Annotated in this window: 18 protein-coding genes; 9 read left to right on the top strand and 9 right to left on the bottom strand. The window is 43.6% G+C overall.

Annotation, left to right across the window (positions count from 1 at the left end):
* Positions 1 to 177: 177 nt before the first annotated feature.
* Entirely contained in the window at positions 178 to 1,473 is a 1,296-nt protein-coding gene (locus tag G500_RS0103670; RefSeq protein ID WP_027001610.1) for a DUF3999 family protein, read from the bottom strand.
* The gene (locus tag G500_RS0103665; protein ID WP_027001609.1) at positions 1,463 to 3,931 is read right to left on the bottom strand and encodes a DUF2339 domain-containing protein; all 2,469 of its coding nucleotides are present in this window, start codon (positions 3,929 to 3,931) and stop codon (positions 1,463 to 1,465) included. Before G500_RS0103665 ends, G500_RS0103670 begins: the two co-directional genes overlap by 11 nt.
* Positions 3,932 to 4,365: 434 nt before the next feature.
* Between G500_RS0103665 and G500_RS0103655 the strand changes: the two genes are divergently transcribed.
* From G500_RS0103655 to accD, 8 genes are all read left to right on the top strand, one after another.
* Complete coding sequence (locus tag G500_RS0103655; RefSeq protein WP_027001607.1) at positions 4,366 to 5,910, top strand: hydroxymethylglutaryl-CoA reductase; 1,545 nt, start codon at positions 4,366 to 4,368, stop codon at positions 5,908 to 5,910.
* Positions 5,911 to 6,083: 173 nt separating this feature from the next.
* A protein-coding gene (gene prfB, locus G500_RS0103650) for a peptide chain release factor 2 (protein ID WP_154656998.1) occupies positions 6,084 to 7,161 on the top strand; the annotation gives its coding sequence in 2 pieces (ribosomal slippage) (positions 6,084 to 6,143 and positions 6,145 to 7,161; 1,077 coding nt in all).
* 93 nt (positions 7,162 to 7,254) lie between these two features.
* On the top strand, positions 7,255 to 7,725 hold the full coding sequence (smpB, locus tag G500_RS0103645; RefSeq protein WP_035756223.1) for an SsrA-binding protein SmpB: 471 nt from the start codon (positions 7,255 to 7,257) through the stop codon (positions 7,723 to 7,725).
* 148 nt (positions 7,726 to 7,873) lie between these two features.
* Positions 7,874 to 9,928 carry a DUF349 domain-containing protein gene (locus G500_RS0103635; protein ID WP_161626073.1) on the top strand — a complete coding sequence of 685 codons (2,055 nt, stop codon included), beginning with the start codon at positions 7,874 to 7,876 and terminating at the stop codon, positions 9,926 to 9,928.
* 219 nt (positions 9,929 to 10,147) lie between these two features.
* Positions 10,148 to 11,089 carry a succinylglutamate desuccinylase/aspartoacylase domain-containing protein gene (locus tag G500_RS0103630; protein WP_027001603.1) on the top strand — a complete coding sequence of 314 codons (942 nt, stop codon included), beginning with the start codon at positions 10,148 to 10,150 and terminating at the stop codon, positions 11,087 to 11,089.
* A gap of 511 nt (positions 11,090 to 11,600) precedes the next feature.
* The gene (gene greA / locus G500_RS0103620) at positions 11,601 to 12,074 is read left to right on the top strand and encodes a transcription elongation factor GreA (RefSeq protein WP_027001601.1); all 474 of its coding nucleotides are present in this window, start codon (positions 11,601 to 11,603) and stop codon (positions 12,072 to 12,074) included.
* 479 nt (positions 12,075 to 12,553) lie between these two features.
* The gene (locus G500_RS0103615; RefSeq protein WP_051203257.1) at positions 12,554 to 13,630 is read left to right on the top strand and encodes a class I fructose-bisphosphate aldolase; all 1,077 of its coding nucleotides are present in this window, start codon (positions 12,554 to 12,556) and stop codon (positions 13,628 to 13,630) included.
* Positions 13,631 to 13,741: 111 nt separating this feature from the next.
* On the top strand, positions 13,742 to 14,581 hold the full coding sequence (gene accD, locus G500_RS0103610) for an acetyl-CoA carboxylase, carboxyltransferase subunit beta (RefSeq protein ID WP_027001599.1): 840 nt from the start codon (positions 13,742 to 13,744) through the stop codon (positions 14,579 to 14,581).
* Between the two features lie 331 nt (positions 14,582 to 14,912).
* On the opposite strand, the gene G500_RS0103605 is transcribed toward accD, so the two are convergent.
* The 7 genes from G500_RS0103605 to G500_RS22185 all read right to left on the bottom strand — a co-directional run bounded on the left by G500_RS0103605 (position 14,913) and on the right by G500_RS22185 (position 21,073).
* On the bottom strand, positions 14,913 to 15,884 hold the full coding sequence (locus tag G500_RS0103605; RefSeq protein WP_425402036.1) for an NAD kinase: 972 nt from the start codon (positions 15,882 to 15,884) through the stop codon (positions 14,913 to 14,915).
* Entirely contained in the window at positions 15,860 to 16,456 is a 597-nt protein-coding gene (locus G500_RS0103600; RefSeq protein ID WP_027001597.1) for a hypothetical protein, read from the bottom strand. Before G500_RS0103600 ends, G500_RS0103605 begins: the two co-directional genes overlap by 25 nt.
* 39 nt (positions 16,457 to 16,495) lie before the next feature.
* Entirely contained in the window at positions 16,496 to 17,440 is a 945-nt protein-coding gene (locus G500_RS0103595; RefSeq protein ID WP_027001596.1) for an MlaD family protein, read from the bottom strand.
* 121 nt (positions 17,441 to 17,561) lie between these two features.
* Entirely contained in the window at positions 17,562 to 18,152 is a 591-nt protein-coding gene (locus tag G500_RS0103590; RefSeq protein WP_027001595.1) for a D-sedoheptulose-7-phosphate isomerase, read from the bottom strand.
* Positions 18,153 to 18,193: 41 nt separating this feature from the next.
* Positions 18,194 to 18,619: a septal ring lytic transglycosylase RlpA family protein gene (locus tag G500_RS0103585; protein WP_035756220.1), complete on the bottom strand. Its 426-nt coding sequence runs from the start codon at positions 18,617 to 18,619 to the stop codon at positions 18,194 to 18,196.
* Between the two features lie 263 nt (positions 18,620 to 18,882).
* Positions 18,883 to 20,271, bottom strand: a complete 1,389-nt coding sequence (locus G500_RS0103580; protein WP_035756218.1) for an FAD-binding oxidoreductase — start codon at positions 20,269 to 20,271, stop codon at positions 18,883 to 18,885.
* A gap of 160 nt (positions 20,272 to 20,431) precedes the next feature.
* Positions 20,432 to 21,073 carry a hypothetical protein gene (locus tag G500_RS22185; RefSeq protein WP_051203255.1) on the bottom strand — a complete coding sequence of 214 codons (642 nt, stop codon included), beginning with the start codon at positions 21,071 to 21,073 and terminating at the stop codon, positions 20,432 to 20,434.
* 331 nt (positions 21,074 to 21,404) lie between these two features.
* Here G500_RS22185 and G500_RS0103565 point away from each other — a divergent pair, with 331 nt between their 5' ends.
* Positions 21,405 to 21,923: a hypothetical protein gene (locus G500_RS0103565; RefSeq protein ID WP_027001591.1), complete on the top strand. Its 519-nt coding sequence runs from the start codon at positions 21,405 to 21,407 to the stop codon at positions 21,921 to 21,923.
* Positions 21,924 to 21,947 lie beyond the last annotated feature (24 nt).

Raw genomic sequence — 21,947 nt, 5'->3', positions numbered from 1 at the left:
AGGTTCAAATATTTGAAAATCAGACACTTAGATATAAAAAAATCGTCCAAAAAATTTAGGACTTGGACAAAGATAATAATAGAGAAGGAAAGAATAGACAAGGATAAGAGAAAAGAAAAAGTGTGTTTTACATAGGGACAAAATAAAGACTTTGTCCCCATGCAAGCGGACGATTTTCTACGATTTAAGCATCTTCAAAGAAAAGAACCCTAAAATCAGGATAATAATTCCCATAATGCTCCAAAGCCAAATTGGATTTTCAAACAAAGGACTTTGTTTAGGTTTTTCAGCCAAATTTCTTTTTTCTTCCTGACCTAATGCCAAAACCGTCAGCGAATCGGGTACGCTGCTCTCAAAGTTTTGCAGGTCGTAATAAGGCGAATAGACCGACTTCGAACCGTAAAAAAGATAGTTATTTTTAGTCATCTCATCGAAACGTACCCAAAGTTCGTACTGATGGCTGCTGGCACGAATTTGAGAAATGGAAAGCGGATTGTTGTTATTATTTTCAATGATAATTCTAAATTTATTAGAAAAAACGGCACTACCAAAAGAAAAAATACGCTCTTCAAAAGAACTTAGCACGCCTTCATAAGTATTGACGTAATAATACCGCCACTCGCCTGTGGGCAGTTGGCTGCTATCTGCCAAATATTGTATCCGCATACGTCTATAAAAATCAATATTTGAATCTACTTCAAAAGCAATTTTGGAAACGGCAGACTTTTGCGCCAACTCAAAATCGACGGTAGTAGTTTGGCTTTCCTTGTCTTGTTCGGTCTTGCTGCTGCGCGTTTCCCATTCTTTGTAAATACCCTGTTCGCGCACTGTTTTCAAGCAAGTTGCACCTTCTAATTCAGGCTCTACTTCACTTTCAAAAGAAATGCGATAGTAGAGATAACGTGAATTAGGAAAACGGATTGTATTAAAATCATAACTTGTAAATTCATTGCGAATGGATAAAATCCTATAATCGTTCAGAATAAGTGTCCAATTTTTAAGGTCTTGTGCGCCCTCTAATCGGATTTTTCGCTCGTAATTTGGCTCTTCAAAACGCAACGCAATTTCATTGATGGTGAGATTGTCGTCTAATTGTAGGGTGTAGGTATAACGCCCATTCTGCTTTCCCGAATTGAGGAGCGAAGCTGTCACCGTTTCTGTTTTGGTATCCTGCCTCAATTCTTTGAGCAAATAAGGCATTTCTAAGGTATCGCCTTTGGCATTGATACCGATAAGGCGCAGGTCTTGAAGGGAGGGCTGCACCTGTGCCAAAACCGCCTTGTCTAAGATGATTTTGTGCCAAGACTCGGTAGCGGCAGGCAGTTTTCGCTGGTATTGATAAGTTTCATAGCCCTGTGAATCTTGCGCATAAAGTGCTGTTTTGAGAAACAAAAAGAGAAAACAGGTAAGGAAAAAAGAGCCACTTTGCCAAAAAGTGTGCAGAAAATAGCGAAGGCAGGTTTTATTTTTCATCAGAGATAAAATTTTTGTATTTATTGTATAGAAAAGAAGCAACAAGCAAGAGGAGTCCCAAAATAACCAATACTACTACTTTGGCAATGTTGGTGAGTTGGGAAAGGTCGTAGAAAAAGAGTTTGGCAATCGTCAGGACAAAAAAGCCAATGGCAGCCAAACGTAGGTGCTTTTTATTTTTCCAAATGCCCAATCCTATTATCAAAAGCGCGTAACAACCCCAAAGGATACTCAAACCCAACTTGTAGGAATCTTGCATGCCATTGTAGTTCATAATATAAATTAGCTCACTGCTCAAAAGCCAAACCAGCGCAATATGCAGGGGTGCGTCGTATAGCTTTCGCAAATCGAATTGAAAAAGTGAGCTGCGTACTTTTTTGAAAAAAAGCCACAAAGTACCCAACATAAAGGGCAGAGATAGGTAGCGAATCCAGATATAAGAAGCGTCGCTAAGGAAAATACTTTCCTTTGTCGGCTGACCGCTTTCGAATAGATACTGTTCCAATAGTTCGGAGAAGAAATAAAGACTACCAACCAAAAAGACCAAGCCCGCCGTCAAGCCCAAAAGCGCGGAAAGATAGGCTAAAATTGTGTTTTTGAGGCGTTTCCAATTGAGCAACGCCAAAAGGCAGGCAAATAAAAGGGTGTAATTGACCAACCAGATGTAGGAAAACTTAGGGATACTTTCGTCATAGTTGTAATAAGTCGTTCCTATTTCATCTACAATTTTAAAGGCACTTTCTAAGTAGTTTTGTCGGAAATAAAGCGAAATTTCCACAAAGAAGGTAAAGTAGGACACGATAAGAAAGATAATCGGTGCGCTATAACTTAGAAAATGCAGCGACAAAATACCCTGCTGCGAAGCGTCGGAGGCAGTCTTGGCGCGTACCCATAAAATCCAACCAAAAGCAACCAAAAAGAGCGCGGCAGTAATGAAATAGGCATTAAAGATAGGGGTCATCTTGTTTTCCAAAGTTTCGGCAAAGCTGTATCTATCATAGATGCCAAAAGTCCAATCTTGCCAAATACTAAAAAAAGCTAACCACATGACGGCGTAAGAAATTTGCTCATAAAGCACAATTTTTTTGCTCCTGCCTATCCAAAAAAGAAGTGCTGCCTCTGCTGCCCAAAGCATCGTTACCCAACTTCCATCTAATTGAATTGGAATCGTGAGGGTGATAAAGACAAAGACCAGCCCTAATACTAAATATAATAAACTTTTGTCTGCCAATTCTTTTTTGTATAAAAATACACCAACAAAGAAATGCAAAAGTGCATGCGTGAGCGTAAAGATGCCCAAAAGCTCGTTTCCTTGTGGGTGCGATTGTATGGTATAAAAACCAATTCCAAAATAAATAAAAGCATTTAAAAGCAACATCACCACTTCCAAACGTCCGAACATTTCTGCCTTTCGCACCTTATAGGCTAAAAGGGTCAGGTAGAAAATAAAGAAGTAGGCAAGACCAAAAACAAAGGCAAGTGAGAAGTGCTTTTCGTACTCGTATTTTCCCACAAGCCACCCTGAAAAGATAAGCCAAGTAAAGAGAAAGGCACTGTAATAGAGCGACTTCCAATTTTTGAAAAGCGACACAATCAGGATACCCACATTGAGCAATGCCATGTAGGAAAAGAGAATATGCACCTTGCCCGAACCGTCGCTCAATAGGAAAGGAATCGCATAAGCTCCCACCAAGCCCAGATGCGCAATGACGGCTAAATCATAGCGCAAAGCCGCCAAGACGGTAAAGGCGGTAAAGAGAAGCATCAGAAAAAAGGTAAAACTTTGAGGCAATAATTCGTAAAAATCATAGGCAATAAAAGTAGTGATATAAAGCACTGCCATTGAGCCACTCACCAAAACGGCACTAAAAGCTGCGTACTTTTCTTTGAGCCAAAAGCCTACGCCCAATAGTCCTGCGCCAAAGGCATAGGCTAAGATGATGCGCGTAAGCGGACTAATTAAGTCGTTATCTATCGAATACTTCACGCCGATAAGTACCCCGATGACGGTGATGAGGATACCGATTTTATTGAGTAAGTTTTCGCCCAAAAATTTCTCAAAATTGAAGATGGGCTTTGCCGTTTGCGCCGCACTTTGATTTGCACCCTGACTTGCACTCTGACTTGCATTTTGGGCGGCTTCTTCTCGTTTGTTCTGTTCGGCTTGCTGATTTGGCTGCTGATTTGGCTGATAGTTCTCCTGATAAGTGCCTGCCCTTTGCGCCGCAAGATGTGGCGGCACTTCTTCTCTGCCCTCTTTTTTTTGTGGCGGCTCTTCTGTGGCTGCCTTAGTTTTGAGAGGGTCGGAAGCAGTGGGTTCAAAATTAGACTTGGCATAGCGCAAAGCCATTAGCTCTTCTTTGAAGGCACTGATATCGCGTCGCAATTCCAGCTCTTTGGAGGCGATTTTTTCGAGCTTATCAAAAAGTTCTCGAATTTTATCGTCGTTTGGATTCATATTATAAAAATTAAGACAGAAAGAGAAGCAAAAAATCGTTTGTTTTTTGAGATGACAAAATTATCAGGCTTTTGATGTAGTAAAAATCAAGCTTTTGCTTCCTACCAAGCAAAAGCCTTTAAATAATTGCCCTTTTTGGGGTAATTCCGCAAGCAAGATGCAGAAAAAAAAGGGTTTGCACAAACGTTTTTCCTAAAAAAAGCAAAAGGAAGGAAGAAAGCGGTGTTTTATCAGGTGTAAGTGCTTGAAAAAGAAAGGATTTTATTTTTTTTCTTAGATTTTCAGAAAAAAATTTGGAAATACGCATATTTTTCCTAAAATTTAGCATCTCAAATTCAGTCGGACGGCACTATTGCAAGGGTCATAACCTGAAAATTTGCACTTTCTATTTTATCCTATTATATTTAAACTTCAATCACACCCAACTCAAAAGTATGCAAATACCAAGCTTAATCCTCAAACAACTCTACACACGTGGCAGCCTCAAAAATACGGGCGAGGGCGTGCAGTTTTCTATCAAAAATCGCCTAAGTGATGCCAAACTTATCGGGGTGCATCAGGTCGCGATTGATGGCAAGGAAGTTCCCTTACATTCGGTTCGCATCAATTTAGGCGAAGGTGTGGTATTAGCACCCGACAAGATTTCGGAAGAAAGCCCCGTTGATTTTCCGCTTCGCAAGGGTTTTGACGTAGTCGCACAGATGGGAGCTTTGCCCGAAGCCAAATATAAAATCGAGGTTACCGTTTCTACTAAGCCCTTTGGCAAGCTCTCTTTGAAAGTAGAAGATGCGATTTCTTCTTTCAAAGATGAAACAAAAATCCCGCGCGACGACAACGACGACTATTCTGAAAGTGCAATCCAGACTCGCCAACGCTTTGTAGAAGAGCTAACGGGTGCTAAACTCAAACACATTCCGCATTATTCCTTCGACCCACACATCACACAAGGCAACTGCGAACATTTTATCGGCGTGGCACAAGTGCCGCTCGGCATTGCAGGACCGCTAAAAGTGAATGGCGAACACGCACAGGGCGATTTTTTAATTCCAATGGCTACTGCCGAAGGTACGCTTGTGGCTTCCTACAATCGCGGCATGAAGGTCTTAAATTTGAGTGGCGGCGTGAAATGTACCATCATCGGTGATGCCATGCAACGCGCTCCCGTTTTCGTTTTTGAAGACGCACGTGCAGCACGCGACTTTACCAAATGGGCAGAGGCAAATCGCGCCAAAATCGCCGAAGAAGCAGAGGCTACCTCCAGCGTTGCCAAATTGCAATACATCGACTACTACCTCTCTAATAAGTTTGCCTACCTACGTTTCAACTTTGCCACAGGCGATGCCGCAGGGCAGAACATGGTCGGACGCGCAACCTTTGCCGCTTGTAGCTGGATTTTAGACAACTACAAAGAAAATCGCGTTACCAACTTCTACTTAGAGTCTAATTTCGCAACCGATAAGAAAGCCTCCCAAATCAACATCATGCGCACACGTGGCAAGCGCGTAGTGGCAGAATGTACCATCAAGCGCGATGTCTTGATTCAAATTATGCGCGTAGAGCCTGAAAAGTTAGCCTATCATGCGCAGGTTTCGAATGTAGGCGCGTTTATTTCGGGTGCAAACAACAACGGCTTGCACTCGGCAAACGGCATTACCGCTATGTTTATCGCCACAGGGCAGGACGTAGCCAATGTTTCGGAATCTTCGGCAGGGATTCTCTATTCCGAACTTACCCCCGAAGGCGACCTTTACCTCTCTATTACCATTCCTTCGCTTATCGTGGCAAGCTATGGCGGTGGCGTAGGCTTGGCTACTCAAAAGGAATCCTTAGAGATGTTGGGTTGTTTCGGAAAAAATAAAGTCAATAAGCTCGCTGAAATCATTGCAGGAGTAGTATTGGCAGGGGAAATTTCACTCGCTTCTGCAATTTCTTCGTCAGATTGGGTATCAAGCCACGAACAATACGGAAGAAATCGCTAATTTTGTAGCGTTTTCGAACACGAATCATTCTCTATCCTTGTAAATATCGATTTTGTGTTTGCAATTTAGAGCATAAAAAAGATAGGATAGGCGTGTAAGTTTTGCACGCCTATTTTTCATTTTCACCCCCCTACTTCTCTATTTTACTTCTCTCTTATTTTATTTGCCCTGATATGAACGCCGAACAATTCAAGACCCTGCAAGCACGCATCAATGCTCTGCGGGGCTATCTTTGACTATGATGCCAAAAAAGAAGCCATCGAAGCCGAAACCCAACAGACCTTAGCCCCCAATTTTTGGGACGACCCCAAAGAGTCGGAAAAGGTCATGAAAGCCATCAAGACCAAAAAAATATGGACAGATAGGTTTGAAAAGGTACAAAACCTACTCGACGACTTGGAAACCTTTTTCGAGTTCTTCAAAATGGGCGAAACCACAGAAAGCGAACTCGAAGGGGAGTATCAAAAGACCATCAAAGCCGTAGAAGACCTCGAATTTCAGAAGATGCTCAGTGGTGAGGAAGACCACCTCGATGCCATCATAGAAATCAATTCGGGGGCAGGTGGCACAGAAAGCCAAGATTGGTCGGAAATGCTCCTGCGCATGTACAAACTTTGGGCAGAAAGTCGCGGTTTTAGCCAACGCACCCTCGATTATGTAGCGGGCGACGTGGCAGGGCTTAAATCAGCAACCCTCGAAATCAAGGGCGAATTTGCCTATGGCTACTTAAAGTCTGAAATTGGTGTCCATCGTCTGGTGCGCATCTCGCCCTTCAATGCAGCAGGAAAAAGGCAGACCTCTTTCGCCTCCGTTTTCGTCTATCCTATCGTAGATGATAGCATAGAAATTGACCTCAACATGGCAGACGTAGAACGCCAAACCTACCGTTCGGGCGGCGCAGGGGGGCAGAATGTCAATAAAGTGGAAACGGCAGTGCGCCTCAAACACGTTCCCACAGGAGTCGTTGCCGAATGTCAGCAGGAACGCTCCCAACTGCAAAACTACGAACTCGCCCTGCAAATGCTCAAAGCCAAACTCTATCAGCTCGAACTCGAAAAGCGCAACGCCGCCAAAGCAGAACTTGAAAGCTCGAAAAAAAGAATTGACTTTGGCTCTCAAATTCGCAATTACGTCTTGCACCCCTACAAACTCATCAAAGATGTACGCACAGGCTATGAACGCACCGACGTTCAGGCAGTCTTAGATGGCGACTTAGACGAATACATGAAAGCCTATTTGATGCTGCAATAAAGAGGGAACTCTTTGCGCCTCACATGGGTTCTGGTCTTGTATCGCACACCAAGCAGATACGACAAATGTTTCACCCCTTACCGCTGACTTGCTATGAGCCAATCTAAAAACAACAAAAACGGGATTCAGAAGATTGTCAATATCCGAAACCGCCGCGCCGCTTTCGACTACTTCTTCTTAGAAAACTACACCGCAGGCATTGTCTTGAAAGGAACAGAAATCAAATCTATCCGACAGGGCAAAGTAACCATGACCGATTCTTTCTGCCTACTCATGGACGGCGAACTCTTTGTCCGCAACATGGACATTTCCCCCTATGAGCGTGGCAACATTCACAACCACCAAAGCAAAGCCGACCGCAAGCTATTGCTCAAAAAACGCGAGTTGGGCAAAATCGAACGCGCCCTACAAGACGTAGGAACGACCCTTGTGCCTGTGCGCATTTTCATAAACGACAAAGGTTTGGCAAAAGTAGAAATTGCCGTTGCAAAAGGCAAAAAACTCTACGACAAGCGCGAAACCATCAAAGAGCGCGACCAGAAGCGCGATATTGAACGTTATTAAAAAATGTTATATACAAAACAAGGCTTTCCTTTTCATTTTTTTTTGCTAAATTTGCCACAAAAGACTTTCTTCTTTGTGCTTTCGCAAACCAAAACATAGGAGGAACGGTTATATTGAAAGACTTAAAAAGCGACGCTTGTTGTTTTTTGTGCGAATTGCGTTCTTTCCCGTCTTTATCATCTCACCGCTTCCTACCGTTTCACCCGTACCCGACGCTTTTTTATACCACTTACGTATCCCTAAAAGGAAATTTATGATGACAGACCGCCCTTTGAATCCCGATGCTGAAAACGAGTTGCCACAAACGGTAGAAAATGCAGCCGAGCCTGCCACTACCACCGACGCGGCACAAGCAACGGACACTTCTGATTTGCAAACGCCCCCAGAAGCCGCTCCGCTGCCCGAATGGTTGGAACTTACTGATTTTACAGAGGCTACAAAAGAGACCCTTTTGGAGCGAAGCCGTCAGGTGCAATCCCACCTAAGCGACGAGCGATTCAATTTTAAAGCAGCAGAGGCACTTTATACCCAGCTTCGCAACCGCATGCGCACCTTAGACGAGGCAGAGCGCGAAGAAGCACGCCTTAAATATGAGGCACAAGCCCAAAGTGAAGAAGAAAAAGAAGGCTTTGAGTTCCAACGCGATACCCTTTCGCGCGAACTAAGCAACCACTACAAGGCGTTGCGAGATGCCAAAAAAGCCTATTACGAAGGCATAGAAAAGCGCAAACAGCGAAATTTGGTAGAAAAGAAAGCCATTTTAGAGCAAATCAGAACCCTTATCGAGGGGTCTGGTAATTCTATCAAAACCGACTTAGAGGCACTTAAAGCCCTACAAACGCGCTTTAAAGAAATCGGCGGCGTGCCTGCCGCTCAATCGGAAGAACTTTACCGCAACTATCGCGCACTTTTAGACCAATTTTTTAGCAAAAAAGCACAGGAGCGCGAACTCATTGCCTTAGATAGGCAGCGCAATTTGAGTGCAAAAAAAGCCCTTATAGAAAGAGCGCAGGAAATTGCACAGAACCCCAATACGCGAAAAGCCATCGAGGAATTTAAAGCCCTAAACGAAGAATATCGCCGTATCGGACGTGCGCCCAAAGAGGAAAGCGAGGCACTTTGGCAGCAACTCAAAGACATCGCTGATGCCTTATTTGCCAAAAAACGCAGCGAAGACGAAGCCTATCGCGCAGAAAGACAGGCAAACATGGAGGCAAAACAAGCACTTTGTTTGCAAGTGGAAGCCTTCGTAGGGTTTCAGTCAGATTCCTTTAAAGAGTGGAACGAAAAGACGCGCGAAATCCTCGAACTGCAAAAGCAGTGGGATAGTATCGGGGCAGCTCCACGCGAAGTAGCCAAAGATTTGAACAAACAATTTTGGAAAAACTTTAAAGACTTTTTCCGCGCCAAAACGCAGTTCTTTGAAAAAGTAGATGCCGAGCGTCAGAAGAATTTAGAGCAGAAGCAAGCCCTCATTGCGCGTGCCAATGAGCTAAAAGAAAGTGATGATTGGGAAAATACGGCTTCTTTGCTTAAAGATTTGCAGAACCAGTGGCGCGAAGTAGGTAGCGTTCCTGAAAAGTTTAAAGAGAGCCTCTATCAGGAATTTAAAACCGCCGTAGATTACTTCTTCGAGCGCAAACGCAACCGCAAAAACTTGCAAGCCGCAGAATGGGATAAGAATTTGGCGAAAAAACAAGCCATTTGCGAACAACTCGAAAGCCTTGCCGCTGCCAATAGCCAAGAAGTGGAAACGCTAAAAGCCCATTATCACGATTTTAATAAAATCGGTTTTGTGCCTGCCAACCAAATCCGCAACATTCAGGAGCGTTTTGAAAAGGCTATCAAAGCGTTTTTGGCTGCCTCTGGATTGGATAGTGAAGCGCAAAATGCCATACAGACCGAATTAGCTCTCAAATCTATTGGCGATAACCCTTTGGCTATCAAGCAGTTGAGAAACAAAGAGCGCACCCTACGCACCAAAATCAGTGCCATAGAAAACGATATTCAGCTTTGGCGCAACAACCTCGAATTTTTTGCCGCCTCTAAAACGGCAGATAAACTACGCGCCGAATTTGATACCAAGATTCAGGCAGCACAAGCCCAAATCAAGGACATTCAAAAGGAATTGCAGGTGATAGAACAGGCTATCCAAGCCGATAAAGAAGCCAATAGAGCCACCGACACCCCTTCGGAGGCTTAGGTGAAGGCTTAGATAGTGCTATCAAAACTATCAAAAAATAGGCGCAAGTAAGCTAAAATAGGCTTTGGTCTGTACCAAACTCCCCCACACAAAAATCAGGGTAGCGGTGCAGACCAAAGTTCTTTATTATTTGCGCTAAATTGTTTGTGCTAAAATGCAATCCTTGTTTGTTCTCTTATGCTATTTTTCGTATAAATAAAGATACAAAATTTGCTTGACATGGAATATAAACGCATCATCGCAGATATAAATGCAGCAAGTAGAAATCCTGACCAAGAAGTAGAACTTATCCTATTGGGCAGTTTGCATGGCAACGAAAAGGCGGGCTATTTGGGCTTGGAAAGTGTCGTAAGTACGATACAAAGGCTGAAAATCCCACTCAAAGGGCATCTTTTGGCGTTGGCAGGCAATTTGGAAGCCCTGCGCTTAGGCAAACGCTATCTAAGGCAAGACCTCAACCGTCTATGGCAACCCCAATATTTGGAAAACATCGATACCTACACCGAACAAGATGGCGATTTATTCCAACTCAAAGAAATTTATCAGACCCTACAAAAATACACCCAAGCCAATCGCTATCGTAGGCGCGTCTTTATCGACCTTCACACTACCTCTGCACCCGACGGCATCTTTGCCATTTCTACCCCCACTTCCGACCTTGCCCTACTAAAAAAATTAGATGTCCCTATCATTCATGGGCTTACGCGCGGCTTGGCAGGAACTTCTATGGGTTTTATGAGTGAGCAGGGATACGAAACTTTCGCCTTCGAAGCAGGTCAGACAGGTAGCGAACAAGCCATTTACGACATTGCAGCAGGAATTTGGCGCATCTTAGCCGCTTTGGGTATGGTAGAAAGCCACTTGATACCGAAAGAAGTAGAAGAAAAGGCACAATTAAAGTCTTATTTGGAGCGAAAAAAATTAGCACAAGAATTAGACTTTTTTATGGTACATCGAGTAGAACAGGGTGATGACTTCTGTATGCGTGCAGGCTTTGTCAATTTCCAATTTGTAGAAAAAGGTGAATTATTGGCACAAGACAAGCGCGGTGAAATTCGCGCCCCCCTTGATGCCTACCTGCTCATGCCGCTCTATCAGAAAGAAGGGCAAGATGGCTTCTTTTTGGTAGTACCCAAATATGCCCCTGCCATTTTAGACTAACCCGATGCCGCGCGAGGGTAGAAAACTTCCTCTAAATTTATGCCGCTGCATTTGGCTGGTTGTCTAAAATGTTGTACCTTTGTGTTTTACAATTTCGCACCCGTTTTCTTTTTCCTTCTTGCTTTTTGGTGCGAACTTTACCGTCTTATTTTCCGTTTTATTAGCAGTTTAGCTACCAAAGGCGAACGCGATTTTAAAAATGCTTTAAAATCCGCGCTCGTTTTCGCTTTATTACAGAATACGAACCGCTGACACCAAACGCCTTATCTTTCTTCTTCTTGAAATTTTAGTCCCTGCCTAATCTTAGTCCTTAATTTTAGCCCTTGTCTAAAGTTTTCAAAATCTGAAAGTTGCTCCTTGGCGCATTTGGTGTGTTCTTTTTTGTCTTTTTTGCATCTATGTAGTTAGATTCTATATCAAAAAAAAATTAGTTAGATAAGCACTTCTTTCTGATAGAAAGGCTTTCTTGCTATTTCTCAAAATCATTAAAAACCACTAAAAAAATAAGAATATGTCTGTATCTTATTTCACTCCCGAAAAATTCGAAGAACTCAAACAAGAATTGCATACACTCAAAACCAAAGGGCGCATCGAAATTGCGTCACAAATTGCGGAGGCACGCGAAAAAGGCGACTTGAAAGAAAACGCCGAGTACGACGCTGCCAAAGATGCACAGGGCATGTTGGAACTTAAAATTTCAAAATTAGAGCATATTTTAAGCAATGCACGCATCTTAGATGAGTCGCAGATTGATACTTCGCGCGTTTCTATTCTTTCAAAGGTCAGGATTCGCAATACCGTCAATAAAAAGATGGAGATGGAATATATTTTGGTAGCAGAGGAAGAAGCGGATTTGAAACAGAATAAAATTTCGGTTTTATCGCCTTTCGGAAAAGGATTATTGGGTAAAAAAATCGGCGAAGTAGCCGAAATTGAAGCTCCCAAAGGCAAACTCTACTTCGAGGTCTTGGACATTAGCCGCTAATCGTAAAGTAGCGCGAAGTTCCAGCTTCGCGCGTAGCTACTTAATAATGTTAAGCTCTGAAAAAAATCTTGATTTGTCAAATTAGAAACAAAATAAAATTTGGTAAAAATCCTATTCTGGGTCTAAAAATCCTCTTTTATTTCAATCGCACTGCGGACAAGGCAATACCTTGTCCCTACAACCGTCGGCGAGGCTGTAGCACGAAGCTCCAGCTTCGCGCGTAGCTACTTGGCAATGCAACCGTCGGCGAGGCTGTTAGCCCTCGCCGACGGTTTTTCTAATTGTAGCGCGAAGCTCCAACTTCGCACATAACGAGGCTTTGAGATAGGCGCATTTCAGGATTTGCCTCACCGCTGGTTATGCTTTTTTTAAAAAATGGTTATCTTTGCAGCGTTTTGAAGGCACAAGGTCTTATTTTTAAGACTTTGTAGTAAAGCCGTTCATTTCTCACCCATCTTATCGCATACTTCTTGCAAAATATGGCACATACCCATCAAATTAGCACCAGTAAGGTAGCCGAATGGCTCGGCAGCGAAGCAGAACTTTTGCTCCAACACGTTTCTACTACCATCTCCAAAGAGCGTTTGCATTTGCCCAATCCCAACTTTATAGACCAAGTATTTGGGGTTTCGAACCGCAACCCACAGGTTTTGAGGAGTTTGGCACAAATCTATAACACAGGGCGTTTGGCAGGCACAGGCTATGTTTCTATCCTACCCGTAGACCAAGGCTTAGAACATTCCGCAGGCGCGTCTTTTGCGCCCAATCCAGACTATTTCGACCCCGAAAATATCGTCAGATTAGCCATCGAAGGCGGTTGCAACGCCGTAGCCACTACTTTTGGCAATTTGGGCATCATCGCACGCAAGTATGCACATAAGATTCCTTTTATCGTAAAAATCAACCACAACGAACTGCTCACCTATCCCAACAAATTCGACCAAGTCATGTTTGGCTCTGTTGAAGATGCATGGAACTTGGGCGCAGTAGCCGTAGGCGCAACAATTTATTTTGGTTCAGACGAGGCTACCCGACAAATACAAGAAGTGGCTGCCGCCTTCGAGCGTGCGCATGAGCTGGGCATGGCAACCATTCTTTGGTGCTATACACGCAACAACGCCTTTAAAAAAGATGGCGTAGATTATCACGTGGCGGCAGACCTAACAGGGCAGGCAAACCACATAGGCTCTACCATTCAAGCCGACATCGTCAAGCAAAAGCTCCCCGAAAATAATGGCGGCTACAATGCCCTCAATTTTGGCAAGACCCACAAAAAGGTCTATTCAGAACTTACCTCCGAAAACCCCATCGACCTATGTCGCTACCAAGTAGCCAATTCGTACATGGGCAGAATCGGACTTATCAATTCTGGTGGTGCTTCGTCGGGCGCGTCAGATTTGGCAGAAGCCGTCAAGACTGCCGTTATCAACAAACGCGCAGGTGGCATGGGCTTGATTTCAGGTAGAAAAGCCTTCCAAAAGCCCTTAGCAGACGGCATCGAGCTGCTCAACGCCATTCAAGACGTGTATCTAAATCCTGAAATTACGATAGCTTAATTTCCAAAATATCAGCCCTGCAAAAAAGCCCTAAGCGTCTTCAAAAACGCTTAGGGTTTGGAAAAAACAACCTCTTTGGACTTTGTAGGACTGTGAAAACTCAGTAACAATATGGCTTGGTTTCAAAGAAAAGATAAAAACATCACGACCCCAACCACAGAAAAGCGCGATTCGCCCGATATGTGGTTCAAAACGCCCAGCGGCAAGATTATCCTCAAAAAGGAATTGGCGCAAAACGCTTGGGTCTGCCCCGACGACGGCTATCACGTTGCCATTGGCTCGAAAGAATATTTTTCTATACTTTTTGACGACAATACCTACACCGAACTCAACGCCGACCTTTGCGCCCTCGACCCACTGCAATTTTACGACACCAAACCCTATACCGCGCGTCTGCAAAGTGCCAAAAAAAGTACAGGCTTCAATGATGCCCTTTCTTCGGCTTATGGCAAGATAGAAGGGCAGGATTTAGTGGTCTGTTGTATGAATTTTAAGTTTATCGGTGGCTCGATGGGGTCAGTAGTAGGCGAAAAAATTAGCTTGGCGATAGATTTTTGTTTGGAAAATAAAATGCCGCTCCTTATCATCTCACAATCGGGCGGCGCACGCATGATGGAAGCAGGCTACTCCCTTATGCAAATGGCAAAGACCTCTGCCAAATTAGCCCTTCTTTCTGATGCCAAATTGCCCTATATCTCGCTCCTAACCAATCCTACAACAGGAGGCGTTACGGCTTCCTACGCCATGTTGGGCGACTTCAACATTGCCGAACCCGAAGCCCTTATCGGCTTTGCAGGTCCGCGCGTGATTCGCGAAACTATCGGCAAAGATTTGCCCAAAGGCTTTCAAACGGCGGAATTTGTCTTAGAACATGGCTTTTTAGATTTTATTGTAGATAGGCGCGAACTGAAACAAAAATTGGCTCTGTTGCTCAAAACTATCAGACCCTAAGAATCAGACCCTAAGCAGCAGACCCTAACCATCAGTCCTAAGCCGCCCTCGTTCTCTTTTCTAAAAGTTTTAAAAGGCTTTCAAAAAGTATTTAAACACGCCTCAAAACCTAAGCAGCCCTGCATAGTTTGCTTAGGTTTTTTCTATTTTCTTGATTTTTTTCGATTTTTTCGATTTGCCTGCCGAATAGAAGCCTCTCACAAAGGACAAGGCATTGCCCCCTGTCCCTACATTATTTGCACCTATTTTTTAGAATTTAACACCACTGCCGTATAGAAATGAGGTGCATTTAAAACTTTATCGTTGCAACAACACCCTTTTATCATTTTTATCAATAGCGGGTCTGAATATTGCGAATATCCATGCCCCAATTCAATTTCGAGCGCAGCGTTTTGAGAAAATTATTGTCGCCTAATTGAATTAGTTTGGCTTCATAGTGGCACTTGCGAATTGCCATTTGTGTATTTGCCTCCACTTTTCGCGAGCGCGAATCTAAGGACACCAAAAAGTTTTTGCTTCTGCCCTCAATCTCAAAAGAAATCACGCTGGTATCAGGTACAATGAGCGGACGCACGTTTAAATTGTGCGGACTCACAGGCGCAATGATAAAATTATTAGACTGTGGCAACACAATAGGACCGCCTACACTAAGCGAATAGCCCGTCGAACCCGTAGGCGTAGAAACAATCAGCCCATCAGCCCAATAAGAGTTGAGGTATTCGCCATCGATGTAGGTATGCACAATAATCATAGAAGCACTGTCGCGTTTGAGAATAGCAAGTTCGTTCATGGCTAAATTTTGCCCCTCAAAAATATCTTCGTCGGCTTCAAAGTGAAGCAAAGAGCGCGAATCTATTTGATAATTTCCAGAAATGACGGTTTCTATCGCTTCGGTAATCTTTTCACGCGCCGTAGTTGCCAAAAAGCCCAAACGCCCCATATTGATACCCAAAATCGGCGTTTCTTTCTCCTGAATGAGCGTAATGGCTTCCAAGAGTGTGCCATCGCCGCCTATGCTAAAAACGACATCGCCTTCTTTTAAATCGTCGGGCGAATCGAAAATGTCCTCGTATTGGGGATAGTAATGGATTTGGTCTAAATATTCTTCAAAATAATGCGACACGATAACAGGAATCCCTCTTTTTTCCAACTCGAAAAAAACTTGTTGGATAAAGGGCAATTTATGCTCCTCGAAAGAACGGCTATGAATGGCAGCACGCTTCATGAAATTGATTTTTTGACTTGGGAAATATTGAGTTTTAAGTTTGTAGGATTGCCCTATTTTACCGTAATCTGCTGACAAAACTGCTCGAAAAGGGGCAATTTGGAAATACCCGTTTTACGACCAATTTCTATAATTTTTTCAAATTCTGCCGCCGAAAAAGTGGGCGGTGCAGAGAGCTGCTCATCTTCTTCCAAAAAAAGAAAAGAGAGCAATTTGACCAAAATCCAAGGCGCGTGGAGCAAATTGAGCGCAAGCGAATGGGTAAGTGCCTGCTTTTGCAAGCCTTCCAAAAAGAGTGGATTTTTATGGAAAGTGCTAAAAGTTAGTTTTCCGATAAAACCGTAATAATCGTCTTGGTATTGTGCAAAAAAAGGCAGGCTACTTTTCAAAACCTTATACATTTCCTCTACTTGGTTGTGTAAAAGCCGCTTAATTTTGCGCTGCAAGCTCAATTCCTCGAAAAGCGAAATATTGCCCTGCGCCAAAGCAATCCCGACGGCAGGAGTGAGCAAGACCAAAACGGCAAATTCGAGCTGCCCCAAATCCTGCAAAAGAGGCAAATCTTTACTTGCCGCAGCCTTCAAAGCCTCAAGTTCTGCCTCTAATTGGGCATCTTCTAAAAGGGTCGCTAATTCGTTGTAGGTAAGCATAGCAGAGGAAATAAAAGTGAAAAAAGCCGCCCAAAATGGTTACTTCTTGTTTTTGTCGGATTTATCTTTTCTACCAAAAAGCGAAAAATGAACATAGCGTTTCGGATTTTGTTTCAAATCTATAAACAAGCTATCCAAATCTTCCATCGTCGCGTTTAGGTTGCGATAAAGTGAATCGTTGTGAATGAGCAAGCCCATCGAGCCTTCGGCTTTATTGATAGCCTTTGTAGTTTTTTCAAGTTCGGCGAGCAGATTTTGGGTCTTGTCGTTGAGGGCTTTAAACTCTACGGCGTTGAGCGAATCAGCAAGGTTATTGAATTTGCCGACCAAAGGTTCTATGCCTTTTGAAGTTTGTTTTAAAGATAGCGAAAGTTCGTTTAAGTTTTGCGAAAGTTGCTTCAAATTTTGGCGATTTTCGGTCAGAACGCCGTTAAAATTGCCCACTGTGCCGTTGATGTTCTGCACCATGAGCTTTGAATCTGTGCCGATACCTTCTAATTCCTTCAATAGTTTATTAACCAAGTAAAGTGTAGAATCTACGCTCTCTATTAACGGTTGCGCTTTTTTTGCCATCATACTGGGCAGCCCTTCTTTGGTTTCGGAAAGCAGTGTATCGTTATTTTCTAAAAAAGGCTCTCTCGAAATCAGTTCTAATTCAATCATTTTGCCCCCTAAAAGCCCGCCATCTGCCAAAATTGCCTTCGTCCCTTTTCCAATCGGAATGTCTTTGCGAATATGCAATTCTACCAACAGATGATTTTTGGTGCTGGGCAGGAGCGTAACTTTATTGACACGCCCAACGGCATAACCATTGATAAGCACCTGATTCGAAACCGTAAGTCCGTCAATGTCTTGATACACAACGTAGTAAGTGGCATCACTTGAAAAGAAATCGCTGCCTTTGAGGAAATTAAAGCCCAAATACAACATCACCAAAGCGGCGGCAGAAAGGATACCTACTTTTAATTCTTTCGAGATATTCACAGAGATAGGGGGTTGGGTAAAAAAATGATTTTTTCCAAACTTAGGCAAATTTTTATACTTCGCCAAAGTTTATTCACAGGTTTGTTTGGATTTTGACTTAAAAAAACAAAAAACAGCGCGGTTATTTTCCAAAAAGCGCGTTTTCTACCAACTGGCAAAGGATATGCCCTATCAAGAGGTGCATCTCCTGTATGCGTGGCGTATCGTCGGAAGGAACACAAAAGCACTCCTGACAGAGCATTTTGAGCTTGCCGCCCTTGCTGCCCGTCATGCCGATTGTCGTCATGCCGATTTGATTTGCCTTCTCTACCGCCTTCAACACGTTGGGCGAATTGCCCGAAGTAGAAAGGGCTACCAAAATATCGCCTTTTCTGCCTGCCGCTTCCGTCATGCGCTCGAAGATAAAATCGTAGCCATAATCGTTGCCCACTGCCGTTAGGTAGGAAGTATTCACGTGCAGGGCTTCGGCATAAAGGGGCGGACGGTCGGTATAAAACCTGCCCGAAAGTTCGGCGGCAATATGCTGGGCATCGGCTGCCGAACCGCCATTGCCACAGAATAAAATTTTGTGGTCTTTTTGGTAAGCCGCTACCCAAAGCCCCACGACGCGCTCGATTTGTGCCAAATACGAACCTTCGAGCAGGCTCTTTTTGGCATCAATGCTGGACTGAATCAGCGCGGCAATTTGTATTTGAGAAGAAATCTGGGACATCTGATTTTGATTTTTTCTTTGAAACCCTACTTTTTATACAATCACTTCAAAACTTCTATTTTTACTTCCACAAGCCCTGCCCGAATAAAATCCAACTGCTCGGCTGCCTGACGCGAAACGTCTATGATGCGCCCTTTCACAAAGGGTCCTCGGTCGTTGATGCGCACTACCACTGCTTTCTGATTTTTGAGATTCGTAACGCGCACTTTTGTACCAAAAGGCAAGGTTCGATGCGCTCCCGTTAGTTGATTTTTGCGATAGGGTTCGCCGCTGGCAGTGGGTTTGCCCTCGTATTTATCAGCATAATAGGACGCAATTCCTTTTTCTGTCTTGATAACCGTTCCCGTTTGGGTGTTTTCTTGGGTAGGACTAAAAAGCGAAGTTACAAATTGGCAGGAATAAAAGAGCGGATTAGACAAAAATCCGAACAGAAGCAAGCGCAGTAGTTTTCGAGTGTTTGGCTTCAATGCGAATAAGATTTGGTGAAAAATTGAGTTTGTTATCGAACCCTTGCTATAAGGGGAGAGGGCAGTGATGTTAAATTCTAAAAAAAACAGACTCAAATGTAGGGACAAGGCAGTGCCTTGTCCGCAGTGAGATTGAAATAAAACAAGATTTTAATACCCAAAAATAGGGTTATGACCAAATTTTATTTCGTATCAAATTTGACAAAACAAGGCTTTTTGCAGAACTTAACATTACTGGGAAAAGGGCAGGGGTGAAGTTTTGATTAGAAAATTTTATCAGGATTGAGGATACCATTGGGGTCGAAGGCGGCTTTGATGGCTCGCATCAGGTTGAGATTGGTCTGCCCTACGGCTAAGGGCATGTACGGTTTTTTGGCAATTCCGATACCATGCTCGCCAGAGAGCATACCGCCCAAACGCACCACTTCTTTAAAAATTTCGCCTATCCCCTCATTTATTTTGCTGTTCCAAAGCGCGTCGGGGATATTTTCTTTCATCACATTGACGTGCAAATTGCCATCACCTGCATGCCCATAACAGACCGACCGAAAGCCATAAGCCTGCCCAATGTTTTTAATTGCCGTAATGAGTGCGGGCAAATTGCCACGCGGCACGACTACATCTTCCGCCTTCGTAAGCGAATAGGCATTGACGGCAGGTGAAATGTGGCGGCGCACCTTCCAAAGTTCGTCTTTTTCGGTTTGGCTATTGGCATAAAAAACGTCTTCTATTCCAAAGGTATCGAGGACAGATACAATTCTTTCAGCGTCTTTCAAAATTATTTCATCATCGTTCCCATCTAATTCGATAATCAGTTGGGCAGCGGTTTCTTCTTTTAAAGGAACAGAAACTTTCTGGTGCAGATGCCTTTGCAGGTAGTCAGTGGTGCGCTCGATGGCTTCGCGCTCCATAAATTCCATGCCCGAAGGCGTGATGCCTGCCAAATAAATAGCAGAAATAGCTCGCATGGCTTCTTCGTTGCTTTTGAAAGAAGCCAACAAGACCATACTTCGCGTAGGAAGTGGGCGCAATTTGAAGACAATTTTGGTAATGACTCCCAAAGTGCCTTCGCTACCTGCTATGAGTTGGGTCAGGTTGTAACCTGTCGAGTTTTTCAAGACGTTTGCGCCCGTCCATATAATTTCGCCTGTGGGCAAGACAACCTCCATATTGAGAATGTAGTCGCGCGTAACGCCGTATTTTACCGCCTTAGGTCCCCCTGAATTGTGGGCGACATTGCCCCCAATAAAACAGCTGCCCTTGCTGGCAGGGTCAGGAGGGTAGAAAAGTCCCTTTTCTTTGACTGCTTCCTGAAAAACCTCCGTAATTACGCCTGTTTCTACGGTAGCTTGCAAATTAAGCGTATCGATATCGAGAATACGGTTGAAGCGTTCCATAGAAAGCACAACCCCCTTTCGCACAGGCAACGCGCCTCCGCTTAGGCTTGTGCCTCCGCCACGTGGCGTAACGGGTATATGATGGGCATTGCAAAAACGAAGAATTTGGCTCACCTGCTCGGTATTGGCAGGCTTCAAGACCACATCGGGCAAAAAAGAATAGTCTTCCGTATGGTCTTTGCTATATCGGAAACGCGCCTCGTCGTCGGTCAGGACAAACTCTGCTCCTATAAGGCGTTGAAATTCGGCTATCATAGTCTTTTGAACCCTCGAAAAAAACGACACTTACCTATGAAGTGTAGCTTTCGAGGGCGATTTGGGGGCGATTTGAATGATTGTAAGAATGATAATTTTTATACCTGATAGGTTCGGCTATAATTTTTAGAAATTAACCTTATGGCTAAATAATGCCGTCCTACCAGTCCTCGCCGCTGCTCTGTGTGGCAGCACTACCGCCTTTTTCGGCTTTTTCTACGGCTTCGATGTCCTCTTGTGAGAGTACATTTTTGATGTCGGCACGCTCTCCGTCTTTGTAGGATACAATCCAAGCGTCATTTACGCCCATTTCGCGCAAATATTTCTTGAAAAGGTCGGCTTCCCAATAGTCGCGAAAGGTGGCAATCGTGTATTTCTTGACTCCGTCTGCGTCTTCTTCGGCATGGAAACGCTTGTTATTGACGTATTTCATGAGGTCTTTATTGCGAAAAGCCCCAATCTGGACTCTGAAAATTACGCCCTTGCTGTAATCGTCTTGCCCCCCCAAAGAAGGATTCGAGGCGACCTGCTCCTTTTGCAAGCCATTTAAGCTATCTATCGTAACCTGCCTCTGTGCATTCGATTGTGCCAAAGACTGCACTTGGCGGCGTAGGCTCTCTATTTCGGCTTTCGAGGCTTCATAGCCTTCTACGGTTTCTTTAAAAACTTCGGTACTCATTTTTTTCTTGCGGTCGTCCCAACGTTTTTTGTCTTGTTTGGAAAGTTGCGCCGAAAGGCTCAAAGGCAGGAAAAAGAGGCAGAAAGCGAGGGAAAGAAGGGAAAAGTTAGGTTTTGCGTTCATGTGTAGGTGTGAAAAAGAGAAGAACAGAACCAGAAAAGCGGTTTGAAAAGGGAATCATAACAATAACGTCGCCAAGGCAACGGCATTTTATAGGACAAGCCACAAAATTAGGGTAAAAGTAAGAAAAAAAACCAAAGTAACAAAGGCAAAGCCCCTTGTCGAGAGGCAAAAGGCAAGCCAAGCCTTTTTTTTCGGTCAGATAGGCTTTTTTGTTGTCGGGTTCAATTTTTTTATCCTCTTTTTTTTATCTTGTTGGGTAGGATTTTCTGCACCGCTTTTGTTTTGGCTTAAAAAAAGCGATTCAACTTTTTAGTACAAAAAAACAATATTTATGAAAAAAAACAAAATAGTCTTTTTTCTTGCTACCTTTTTTGGTATGGTAGCACTTGGCTTTCATATTTCCACTTTTTTTGTGCCTCAAATTGGCGATATAAGCCTGCCTTACCTCCTATTTGGTCTTCCTATTTTTCCACTTTGGCTACTAACCATTTTAGAACTTCGCAAAAGACAACAAGCCGAAGCAGCAAAATCAAGCACGAAAACATCTTCTCCCTTCCAACTGTTGAGGCTCATTCTTGGAAATATTCCTCTATGGCTCAAAATTGCCGTTTTTGTGTTTTTTTTCTACCCTACGCTCAATTTTTTGCGCTTCGCTACCCATTCCGAACAAGGCACCGCTTCCCTAAAAAATGGCGAATACGTTTTGGAATATCGCGGCAATTTTATTAGAAAACTAACAGAAGAAGAATATTACTACCAAAATGCCCTAAAAGTGCAATTTCTTTCGGGTGGCGTGCTGCCTTTTTATATCGTTACAATCGCTACTTTTTTTCCAAAAAAGAAAGAATAAGCACTGGTTAAAATTCCTTTCGCG

Source organism: Hugenholtzia roseola DSM 9546, from assembly GCF_000422585.1.
In the GTDB taxonomy this organism is placed as follows: domain Bacteria; phylum Bacteroidota; class Bacteroidia; order Cytophagales; family Bernardetiaceae; genus Hugenholtzia; species Hugenholtzia roseola.
The sequence above is the reverse complement of the archived record's forward strand: the minus strand, read 5'-3'. Positions and strand labels throughout refer to the sequence as shown.